An 11473-nucleotide genomic window follows, 5' to 3' on the forward strand; every position below is an offset into this window, starting at 1 on the left:
TATGTCCCCTGAGCGTCACCACGCATTGCTGCCCTTCGGGCTTGCTCAGATCCCACACCCTGATGGTCTTGTCGTAAGAGCCGGAAGCCAGCCGCCCATCGGGAAATATCGTGATAGATCCCACGCTGCAGGTGTGCCCTTTCAGTGTCATCACGCATTGCTGCCCTTCGGGCTTGCCCAGATCCCACACCTTGACGGTTTCGTCGGTAGAACCCGAAGCCAGCCGCCCGTTGGCTAATGTCGTGACTGATATTACCAAGCCGACATGCCCATTCAGCGTCGCCACGCATTGCTGTCCATCGGGCTTGCTCAGATCCCACACCCTGATAACCCGATCCCAGGAGCAGGAAGCCAGCCGACCATCGGTCAACACGATAACTGATTTTACATCAGGGGTATGTCCACTGACCGTCATCACGCATTGCTGTCCATGTGGCTTGCTCAGATCCCACACTCTGATGGTACCGTCATCAGACCCCGAAGCCAGCCGCCCATCGGCCAACACGATAACTGATAATACATCAGCGGTATGTCCCCTGAGCGTCACCACGCATTGCTGCCAATCTGGCTTGCTCAGATCCCACACTCTGATGGTCTTGTCATCAGAACTTGAAGCCAGCCACCCATCAGCCAAGTGCGTAACTGACCTCACCCAGTTGGTATGCCCATTCAGGGTCATCACGCAGGTTTTCCCGGTATTATTGCCAAGGAGAGTCAGGTATTGATTGCTTGTGCGTCGAAAATAAGTCAGCAGTAATAAACGGTCATCAATGTTATGGTGTGGAACAGCAGGTATATCCTTGTTTTCAACTGTTTGTCTATAGGTGGCAGAGGTAGGGCCATAGTATAGGCCAGATAGTTTTTTCAGTCGTTCTTCGGTGTTAAAAACTATAATTAGTCGTCTACTTGTTATAGCCAGGCGACAAAAATCAGCGAAGGGCAGGTAGTTGGCAATTTCAAACAGAAGCTCATTTGGCAATGCCAGTAAAGGTGACACCTGTGCTGGTGGAACAACTGAAACCCCTTGCGCCATTTTTTCTGCGGTTTTGCCGCACGATGAATTTGCACTGCAGTAGCGGTGAGCAGAGACCGTAGGGATATTATTACTTTCCATACGACCTTTGACCGATAATACAACTCTGAAGTTCTTTCCCGGAAAATACCATAGATCAGAATTTCACTGCTGGTGGAAACCCTGTCAGGATAAACTTGAATTATTTATTTTGCTAACACTCCGGCGTTTAAATTTTCGCCGATTATTTGCCAATACAGAAGGACGAAAAAATGCGACCAAGCAGATCATCACTGGAAAAGGTGCCAGTAATTTCCCCCAGGGCCTTCTGAGCAAGGCGAAGGTCCTCAGCGAGAAGTTCTCCTGCGCCAAGATGCTCCAGTTGCTGTCGGCCGTTCTCAATATACTCTCCCGCCTTTCGCAGTGCTTCCAGATGGCGACGCCGGGCAGAAAAGCTGTCCTCCGTTGCTCCTGCAAATCCCATACAGGTTTTCAGGTGCTCCCTGAGAACAGCAACTCCGTGCTCGTTTTTCTGGGCGTTACAGGCGCACAGACGTATAACCGGAACACCATCAACCTCTGAAAACCCCGACTGCTCCCCGGTAAGGTCGATTTTATTGCGAATGATCGTCAGTTTCTCCTGTACTGGCAAACGGTCAGCAAACTCAGGCCAGATGACATGAGCATGGGTTGCGTCGGTTGATGATCCATCCACCATCAACAATACCCGGTCAGCCTCTTCAATGGCTTTAAACGCCCGCTCCACACCAATCTGTTCCACTGTGTCTTCGGTTTCACGCAGACCAGCGGTATCAATCACATGAAGGGGCATGCCATCGATATTGATATGCTCTTTCAATATATCCCGGGTGGTCCCGGCAATATCGGTAACGATGGCCGTGTCTCGGCCAGCCAGCACGTTCATCAGGCTGGATTTGCCGGCATTGGGTCGACCGGCAATCACTACGGTCATACCATCTCTGAGAATCGCTCCCTGGCCCGCTTCACGGATAACCTCAGCAAGTTGTTGCGAGATACTGGCCAACTCACCGGTGACTTTGCCATCGTTCAGGAAGTCTATCTCCTCTTCCGGGAAGTCTATAGCGGCCTCAACGTAAATTCTCAGCTCGATCAACGACTCAACCAGTGCATTGACCCGTTGCGAGAAAGCGCCCTGGAGTGAGCGCAAGGCTGAACGTGCCGCTTGCTCTGACGTGCTGTCGATCAGGTCGGCAATGGCCTCAGCCTGGGCAAGGTCCAGTTTGTCATTGAGAAAAGCCCGCTCACAGAATTCTCCCGGGTTTGCCTGTCGGACGCCAAGCGCCAGAATGCGTTTCAGAAGCATATCAAGGATGGTGGGGCCACCATGCCCCTGAAGCTCAAGGACATCCTCACCGGTAAAGGATTCAGGGTTGGGAAAATACAGCGCGATGCCTTCATCCAGTATCTGGCCATGAGCATCATGAAATGGGGTGTAGTGGGCAAAGCGTGGCTCAGGCTCCAGCTTCAGTACTTCTCTTGCCACAGCCAGGGCAGCAGGACCCGACACTCGAATAATACCTACGCCTCCCCGACCGGGGGCTGTGGCCCGGGCAGCAATGGTATCCTGGTGAAGGTTGCTGAAATCAGACATAACGCGCCATTGGTAACTGCTCAAACGGTTGGATAGTCTATGCCCGGTACCGGTATTAGTACAGGGTCACGAGCTTATCTTATCGGGCAATTTCAAGCGGCTATTGTTACGGAGTTTGTTGATATCGCTGTTGATAAAAGCATCAGGGTTGAGTTCATAAATTGCTTTCATCAAGGATGTCCAGTTGTCATAGTCCGGGTAAAGAGGTAACAACCTGATGGCCACCATGCTGATGGTATAACCTTCGGGTACCTCGTATACCTGTAATTTATCGACTCTTGATAACAATGAGTTGCTGATTTTGTTATATGCCGGGACGGTCACATTTCCAGTGGTTTTCCGGTGTTTTCTTTCGCCAGTGGATTGATCTTTATTACGCTCTGCTGGCTTGGATTGTGTCGATATACTATCCATCTTTTTACCGGACTTTTTCTCCGGTAGCTGCAATACAGTCCCTTTTTTGATAGCACCAATATTATTATTCACAAACAGTGACGGGTTTAGCTTTGCCAGTTTCCGGAGTAATTCATACCAGCTGCCAAACTGTGGATACTCTGGTATCAGCTTATTGGCAATAGCCGCAAGACTTTCGCTTTCAGTGACTTTATAAGTGGTTTTTGACGTGTGCTGAACAGGCTGCTTTTCAGGCGTCGATGGACTGGTTAGCTTTACCAACCGCTCATGCGTTTTTTGTGGCTTCCTGTGAATGTCAGCATTGGATGCCTGCGCTTCTGGCTCCTGAGTAAGAGAGAACCTCTTTCTGTCTTGCTTTGCCAGGGTCTGATACGATTTTACCCACTGACCGTTATTGGTATTTGGTGTCCGGGCTTTTGCTGGCTGCTGAGAGAGGGTGGATCTCTTTCTGACTATTTTTGCCAACTTTTGCCGTGTTTTTTGTCGCTTGCTGGAATGATCAATGCCTGATTTCTTTCTTGCTAATTGTTTCCCGGGCAATTCCTGATATTCAGCCTTAATCTTGACACCTCCAGAGTAGGGCATAACCAGTATTTCATTGGCCAGAAGTTTGTCTGGATTACCGCCAGTGAAAGCCTCAGGGTTCATATGAACGATCTGTTGCATAACCCCTCGCCAACCATCAGGCTGGGGGTATTGATACCGCATTCGCCAGGCAATCGTGCTGGCATTGTCACCCGCCGCTACTTTATAAAGATGGTTATATTCACTGGCTTCAGGGAGTTTTAACAGCGTTCCTGCCCGTATCTTGTTAATGTCGCCGCCGATAAATACGCCCAGGTTATTTCTCACCAGCAGTTTCATTACCCCTCTCCAACCGCCCGGATTAGTCTTGCTTAACTTCACGGCGATAGTGCTCAGGGTGTCACCTCTGGCAACCCGGTAAGTTTTCTCACCTGTCATCAAGTTGTCGCCAGTCCGGGCATTATAATGACCTGCTGCCGGGAGGTTTAACACAGTGCCTGCGCGTATCTTGTTAATATCACCACCGATAAATGCCCCGGGGTTGTTGCTCGCCAGACGTTTCATTACCCCCCTCCAACCGCCCGGAGCAGACTTGCTTAGCTTCACGGCAATAGTGCTCAGGGTGTCACCTTTAACAACCTGATACGTTTTTTGCCCTGACATCGAAAAGGGTTGATAACCTGCCTTTTGAGCCTTTTCCTGATTTGCTGCATTGTAGTAACGGCTTTTGGTTGCAGTTTTGTGCGCCTGTTTATACTCTGCGAATTTCTTGCGCAATGCTTCCAGCGCCGTTGCTCTGGCGGCGTCACCATTAGCCTGCGACGACCAGATGTCCTTATTATCAGGCATCTTTGCCTGCTCATAACTCTTCAGTTTATTGCGCAGCTCTTCGAGTGCCTGCTTATTGGCGACTTCATAAGGTGTTTTTACAGAAGGGGAGTTTTTTACAATTTGTGGCTTTTTACCGGTTTTTGTATCCAACAGGTTGAAAGTAATTTGTTGCCCACGCAGCTCATACAGGCCATAGACTTTATTTCTACCGGCAGATATCTTCACCACTGCAATCAACTGCGTTGCACTGATTTCACCTATCAGATTCGCCTTGATCACTGTTTCCTGGCGGCTATTGGCGGCTATTTCAAACTTAAGATCGCTAACCTGCGAATCATAATCGATCCCTTGCCGGTAATAATCGGTAATAGAGCCCAGCTGAACTTTGAGATTATCTTTACCTGCAAGCGCTTCTGGCAGATCTTTGATGATAATTGTTGAGCTTATACCCTGGACTGGTGGGGTGTCCGAGGGAGAATTACTGTATGCAAACTGTGACTTTTCTGAAAGATTTTTACTAACTGCCTGAGCAATTCCGGGTAATTTCAGTTTGGCTTCAGCTCGCAGTTTATTGATATCACCATTAATAAATGCCTCTGGATTCAGGAATGCCAACTTGGTCATCAAGGCCTTCCAGCTTGCAACCTCCGGATAGCGAGGCAACAGCTCCATGGCAATTCCACTGATGGTTTGACCCTTTCTTACCCGATAATGCCCAGCTGTAGCATGAACTTCTTTTTCCAGAGCAGTAACTCTGGTTTCAGAGGGCAACGGATAAACAGTAGAGTACTTTTTTTTGGCAGTCAGTGTCGGCTGTTCGCCAATCAGGGACCGCTCAGGCTTATGGTCAGTATTAAGCAGATTTAAGGTGACCTGCCGTTTTCTGCCGGGCGTTAACTTGAAATCATAGATGCCATATATTTTTTGGCTTCCCACGGTCAACTTGATTACAGCCTGCAGTTGGCTGGCAGTAATTTCCCGAACAGAGCGAACCCTGATCTGCGGCTTGCCATCACTCCCCCTGGATACTTTAAAGCGCAGGCTGGAAACCTCTTTGTCATACTCAACATTATGCCGGTGAAAGTCGGTAATGGACCCAAGCTTTACTTTGAGCTTCTTATTGTTCAGTTCTGACGGCAGGGCATCAATGGCAATAGTTGCATTGAATAGCTGGTACTGATCAGTACCAATCGTCATATACCCCAGCTCAGGGTTGGCCGATGCACTCCCGATAACACTGCTTACTATGGCTGTGCTTATCAGTTTTTTTATCATGTTGCTGATCTTATCCAGTTAGCTCAACGTGGGAAGCCCCAGTCACTAACTGTTTATCGGTTCAGCCATGGGTAACTGTAGAAAATTCAGGCGCTATTCCCGGACAGCCTCCCGGCCTTCTTTTTCGATTTTTTGGGTAATGATGTACTGCTGGATAATCGACAGCACGTTGTTGGTCACCCAGTACAAAACCAGACCCGCCGGAAAGAACAGAAAGAAGAAGGTGAAGATCACCGGCATCATTTTCATCACTTTAGCCTGCACGGGGTCTGGTGGTGTCGGGTTCAGCAGCTGCTGAATGAACATCGAAGCCCCCATAATCAGTGGCAGAATAAAATAGGGGTCCATCTGGGAAAGATCGTGAATCCACCCCAGCCATGGTGCCTGACGCAACTCCACCGACTCCAGCAGGGTCCAGTACAGGGCGATGAATACCGGCATCTGGACAAGAATCGGCAGACAGCCCCCCATGGGGTTAACCTTCTCCTTCTTGTACAGCTCCATCATGGCCTGGGACATTTTCTGGCGATCGTCACCATACTTCTCTTTCATCTCCTGAAGCTTTGGCCCCAGCTTGCGCATTTTCGCCATGGATCGGAAGCTGGTGGCATTCAATGGATAGAATATCGCCTTGACCAGTACCGTCAGAAGAATGATCGACCATCCCCAGTTACCCACCAGGGAGTGAATCCACTTCAGGATGGTGAACAATGGCTGGGCCAGGAACCAGAGCATGCCGTAGTCAACGGTCAGCTCAAGGCCATCCGACAGGGACTTCAGGTTTTCCTGGTTCTTCGGGCCAACATACAAAATTGCCCCGGTCTCGATGGTTTCACCCGGTTTGGCCACGATGGCGTCGTCATAGAAGCCAACGAAGTGGTAGCCATCTTTGTTCTGCTTGGTGTAATACTGATGGGCTTGCTGCTGGTCGGGAATCCAGGCGCTGACAAAATAGTGCTGGAGCATGGCGGCATAACCGCCCTGAACCCTCTGGGCGAATGGCTTCTCAGAAAACTCATCAAACGGCAGTTTGGTGTACGGCTCAGCATTAGAACGAACCGCCGCGCCCAGATAAGTATTCATTGGTGCCTTGGCGTCAAGCTGACTTGGATCTTCTGAGTTATCCCGTTTCAGCTGGGCATAAAACTGGTCGCGCCACACCTTGTCGCTGTTATTGACAATCTTGTAATTCACCAGGACATCATAGCTGTCGCGGTAAAAGGAGAAGGTTTTGGTAATGTCGACCCCGTCGGTGTTTTTGTAAAGATCAACATTCAAGGTGTTCTCACCATCCTCAAGGGTGTAATTGGCTTGCTTCACGTGGTAGATCCCGCGAAGGTTGTTCGCGTCCGGGCCATCGGTTTTTGCCAGCGCACTTTGTGCAGTGAATACACAGGTGGTTTCTCCCTGGCAGTCCGGGCTGTTCACCAGAAGCTGAAAAGGCACCGTTGGCTCACCGTCTTCTGGCAACAATGAAGGATATTGCGGCAGGGTCAGGCTGATAATATCTCCGCCGGCCGGATCAATCAGCGCATCGATGGTATTGGTTTTGACGCTGATAAGCTGGGCAGAAGGCTTTACAGTGCCCTCGTCGGTGGAGGGAATAGCGTTGCCATCATTCAACGACGGCATATCAGAACCCGCTTGACTGCTCGATACGGATTGAGTGACGGATGCCGACTTCGGCGTACCGGGATAGTCTTCATTCCATTGCTGCAGTGTTAAAACACCAACCACAGCAATAGCGCCGATCAGGAGTGTTCTTTGGAAATCCATGAGTTCCGCGCCACACATTCAGGTGAATGAATATGATTGTCTGATTGTGTCCGATGATCACCAGAATCTTTTTCCGGTACCGGGTCAAATCCTCCTGGATGCCAGGGGTGGCACCTCAGTAGTCGGAGCAAGATAAGCTTGCTACCAGTCAGAAAACCATGATGATTTAAGGCTTCCAGGCCGTAGGCAGAGCAAGAGGGGTGAAAGCGGCACCGATTGGGTATCAAAGGACTGAGTGCATAGCGATATAGCTTGATTAGCCCGATCAATAATGCCTGGGGAATATTTGCTAACCTGCCCATATATATGCCTTCATTTTCACAGCCCGGCCAAACGTTATGCCGTCGCTTCCCATTTGTGCAGCTTTCGTTGCAACCTTTGCCACTGCTGGTTGAGTAGCTGGTTCAGATCACGGTCATTCAGATCACTGAATTCCTTGCGGACCAAAACAACAACATCCAGGTGACCGACTTCGTCCTGTTGCAGACGAAAGGTTTCCCGAATATGACGTTTGGCCCGGTTTCGGCCAACGGCAGTACGAATATTTTTTTTGGCAACCACCAGCCCCAGTCTGGCCCGGCCAAGCTTATTGGCTTTTGCCAGTATCAGAAGTTGTCTGCTGGAAACCTTGATATCCGTTGTATCAAATACCTGTTTAAAGTCAGCCGAGGAGCACAGCCGTGATTCACGGCCAAAAGGTAGGCTCACACTGGTACTCTCATAGCCACGGGAGTTTTAGCCACAGGCAGTTGATCAGGCTGACAGACGCTTGCGGCCCCTGGCTCGACGACGGTTGATTACCGCACGACCGTTCTTGGTAGCCATGCGTGCACGGAAGCCGTGGTTACGCTTGCGCTTCAGGTTGCTTGGCTGGAAAGTTCTTTTCATCGTGGTTACTCATTTTGATGGATCGGCAAAAGATCGGCATTCTAAGTAATTGCGCAGTTAGCGTCAATTTGCATTGGTCAGGAAGTACTCTTTATTGCCAACCATGCCAACCATGCCAACCATGCCAACCGCTGTTCCACTAGACAGGTTTCGTTCTTTCCGTTTTGGGTCATTGCCGGTTGAGTCAATCAGCGGGAGCACTGCTGGTATGAGATGTTTTGTTATGGCGGCGGCTGGTTTGCCATTTTTCCTTGCCTGACTTGCATTGTGCGAATTTTTTGCAGGTTACCCAAGGGGGTGGCCCTGGCGATCCGGTTATTTAATACGCCATCATTTTTCAGGCGGCTGCGCCATTCATTGAACTGATTGGCAGCTTCGTAAAACGCTGCCGCCAATGTCTTGATCCGCCGCCTCTCCTCGTTACCATCAGCACGGTCCCGGGCGATATCCCCGTGAAGGTGCCCAAGCGTTGACAGAAAAGAAGCAGTAGTAAACGCGATGGACAGACTGTGCTCAAAATCTTTTAACTGTTGTTTGGCGGTCTCTAGCGGATGATCTTGCCATCGCTGTTTGAGTTCGCCCATTGTCAACGGTTCGCAATGGAGAAAGCAGAGCCAGCCCAATGCTTTATCGATCGCCAGAGTACGCAGCGCATCACGGGTCACACAAGCATCGGCGGCCAGGGTAATGCTCTCATTGCGGGTCAACCCAAACGGGTCAAGCAGTGTGCTGCTCTGGGGTATCACAGAGAATTCAAAGGTTTTCTCCCCTGCCTGAACGGATTGACTTAACAACTGCAAGTGCTGCCGGTCGTTGGCCAACTCCCGTAGACGCCACAAATCCATCCGGGCAATGGTGGCTCGTTGAAAATCCCAGTCGATTTTCTCATTGGCTGCCAATAGCTGCTGATAGGCATAATCATAACCCCGGCAGGATATCGCGTGAGTAACCGACAGACTCAGGATCGCCATGTCGTATCGTGACAGCCATCGGGTTTGCGACTGTGCCACAACGGCTGGAGAAATAGCCACTGATGGCTGGTTTTCAGCATCGCCTGCTTGATCAACCCTCCCTGTTTTGTGGCTGGCGTTGCTCGCTGCACACTCCCCTTTGCCTGGCCCGGGACCCGATCTTTTAAGTTTATAACGTTTGCCTTTGGTTCTATTTCGATGAGCCACAGCGGATGACCGTTTTGGCTTCTCATCACTCAGGAGCCAGTCATCGTTTAATGTGGGAGGATTCGCCAGAGCCTTTTCTGTGGCAGTTAACTCCAGGCTGTCGCGAATCTCTGCCAGCTCAATCTGCAGCTTGATTGCACCTAAATTCCCATAGTGTTCCATCACATCATTGAGTAAACCGGAAATTTTCAACTGGTCCGGTTCCGGGAATGTTAACAACATCAGGGCCAGCTCCAGTTTACCAGCTTCCACACCACGGATAATGGCGGATTGAGTACTGGCAATGGCTTGAGTCAACTCGCCTTTGTCCCTATGGATTTTGCCAAGCAACCAAAAGGCTTCTGGCAAGCGGGATAGGCCCGCCTGGCTCAAAGCATCATCTTCCCGTCGGTCCAGATAAAAAATCAGACTTTTCAGATAGTATCTCAGGTCATTATTCTTGACCTTGGTAAAATTATCCTCACTGGGATTATCCAACAGAAACGCCATAAGGGCATACAACGCCGAATTCTCCTGGTTCCCCTCACAGATCACTTCCTGGATTTTTGTCAACAGCACCTTGACAGATGATAATGACCGGTGCTGGTATAGCCTCGACAAAGCTATCAGGCCAATGTCCGGCGAGCACAATGCGCTTGGCCAAAAACCAAGACAGCAGAACATAGACAAAAGCATATCGCACTCATTGAATGTGCCATCGTTAATAAAATCCAGTCGTTTGGCATTGAGTTTCTGGGTCATAAACTTGGTCAAGCTGACCAAATTCTCCTTTAGCTCCTGCCATTCAGTGTGCAAATCCTCAGCATTTTGCTTCAATTGGAACAGCGGATCTGTAGTAAACAGTTGTTCAACTATGTTCAGCAGCTTTTCACATTTGGCACTATCAAGACTGAGACAGCGGATATTTTTTAAAGCACTTGCTATTTCGCCAAAAATAATCCGAGACAGTCTCTCATCGTCCATTGGAGGATCATCGGTTGAAAAGGTATTGGAAATACGCAGCCTGGCTCTCTCTTTGTCAATACTCTGGATTGAGCCATCCTGTAAAAGGGTGGCCAGCTTGCGACTGATAACCAGAATGTTGGCACTCTGACTCCTTTCAGAAATCAGCAGCAGGTTCATATACCAAATACACATAGCAAACAGCTCTTGCTGTTCATCCTCTGAGTCTGGCTGGTAACTGAGTAAACACTCCACAAGCTGATCATCTAATTGGAGCATCCACCTTTCCAGTGTTTTGACATTGCAGCCATTGCTCAGCGGTTTATCCAGTTTCAATAAATCCTGCACGTATATGCAATTAAAACAGCAACGCTGAATCTGTTCCGACAAGGTTGACAAATTTCTGTTAAGGGTAATCTGACTGATTTTCTGGATTAATTTTGGAATACTTTTATTGAGCATAATCATTGTATTGTGCAATCGGGTCGCATCCACTACGCAGTATCCGTCTGCGCCAGAGCTATCAGATTGATCGAACTTATCCAGCCTGGTTAAAGGGCTCGCCTGGTAACGCTTCAGTTGAAAGACCGGGTCCCTGGAGTCCTCACTGCTTCCTGGCACATTCGCCGCAGGGGAGTCGCTCCCGCCACGTAGATGTAGCTGCTGATGTGTCAGCCTGAATCCTCTGACACATCGCCCGAATGCATCCCGGTTTGTCGTTAGTTCTGTTGTTTGTCCGTTACCCATCGTCATTTGCGCATCAAGCGCAGCTGTGAGCCTTGTGAGCCTTGATAGCTGATCTAACATCATGAATTTTATTTGCCTGATACGATTGCAGTTAAACACCTTGTTTAAGTTAGTACATAAGAGCAAGCGATGATAATCACGAGGGAATGGGTTGCTTCAATCAGCCTTCTGATGAAATTGATTTGGAAGATGCGTAACACTTCAAGGTTGTGTTCAAGAGGAGCAACTTATTTAAAATTCCATCCTTAAAAT

The 11473-nt window shown here is 49.3% G+C and carries 8 protein-coding genes; all 8 read right to left on the reverse strand.

The annotated features are described in order from the left end of the window. Positions 1-1114 (reverse strand): F-box/WD40 repeat-containing protein (locus KDK14_RS07935; RefSeq protein ID WP_257264549.1); only part of this gene is annotated, 1114 nt, incomplete at its 3' end. A gap of 142 nt (positions 1115-1256) precedes the next feature. Next, positions 1257-2645, reverse strand: coding sequence for a tRNA uridine-5-carboxymethylaminomethyl(34) synthesis GTPase MnmE (mnmE, locus tag KDK14_RS07940; RefSeq protein WP_257264550.1), 1389 nt, complete (start codon positions 2643-2645; stop codon positions 1257-1259). A gap of 66 nt (positions 2646-2711) precedes the next feature. Continuing rightward, the gene (locus KDK14_RS07945) at positions 2712-5690 is read right to left on the reverse strand and encodes a LysM peptidoglycan-binding domain-containing protein (RefSeq protein ID WP_257264551.1); all 2979 of its coding nucleotides are present in this window, start codon (positions 5688-5690) and stop codon (positions 2712-2714) included. Between the two features lie 93 nt (positions 5691-5783). Then, positions 5784-7466, reverse strand: a complete 1683-nt coding sequence (gene yidC / locus KDK14_RS07950; RefSeq protein ID WP_257264552.1) for a membrane protein insertase YidC — start codon at positions 7464-7466, stop codon at positions 5784-5786. Further along, positions 7442-7768: a membrane protein insertion efficiency factor YidD gene (yidD, locus tag KDK14_RS07955; protein WP_257264553.1), complete on the reverse strand. Its 327-nt coding sequence runs from the start codon at positions 7766-7768 to the stop codon at positions 7442-7444. Before yidD ends, yidC begins: the two co-directional genes overlap by 25 nt. Positions 7769-7802: 34 nt before the next feature. Next, positions 7803-8174, reverse strand: a complete 372-nt coding sequence (gene rnpA / locus KDK14_RS07960; protein WP_257264554.1) for a ribonuclease P protein component — start codon at positions 8172-8174, stop codon at positions 7803-7805. Between the two features lie 45 nt (positions 8175-8219). Continuing rightward, positions 8220-8354 (reverse strand): 50S ribosomal protein L34, encoded by a 135-nt coding sequence (gene rpmH, locus KDK14_RS07965; RefSeq protein ID WP_257264555.1) that lies wholly within the window; start codon positions 8352-8354, stop codon positions 8220-8222. A 221-nt stretch (positions 8355-8575) separates the two neighbouring features. After that, complete coding sequence (locus KDK14_RS07970) at positions 8576-11284, reverse strand: hypothetical protein (RefSeq protein WP_257264556.1); 2709 nt, start codon at positions 11282-11284, stop codon at positions 8576-8578. Between the last annotated feature and the right edge of the window lie 189 nt (positions 11285-11473).

Source organism: Endozoicomonas sp. ONNA2 (assembly GCF_024606365.1).
GTDB lineage: Bacteria > Pseudomonadota > Gammaproteobacteria > Pseudomonadales > Endozoicomonadaceae > Endozoicomonas.

Coding starts and splice junctions, on each gene's coding strand:
- KDK14_RS07945 (WP_257264551.1), bottom strand. CDS start 5,690: ATGATAAAAAAACTGATAAGCACAGCCATAGTAAGCAGTGTTATCGGG.
- rpmH (WP_257264555.1), bottom strand. CDS start 8,354: ATGAAAAGAACTTTCCAGCCAAGCAACCTGAAGCGCAAGCGTAACCAC.
- KDK14_RS07970 (WP_257264556.1), bottom strand. CDS start 11,284: ATGATGTTAGATCAGCTATCAAGGCTCACAAGGCTCACAGCTGCGCTT.
- yidC (WP_257264552.1), bottom strand. CDS start 7,466: ATGGATTTCCAAAGAACACTCCTGATCGGCGCTATTGCTGTGGTTGGT.
- mnmE (WP_257264550.1), bottom strand. CDS start 2,645: ATGTCTGATTTCAGCAACCTTCACCAGGATACCATTGCTGCCCGGGCC.
- yidD (WP_257264553.1), bottom strand. CDS start 7,768: ATGGGCAGGTTAGCAAATATTCCCCAGGCATTATTGATCGGGCTAATC.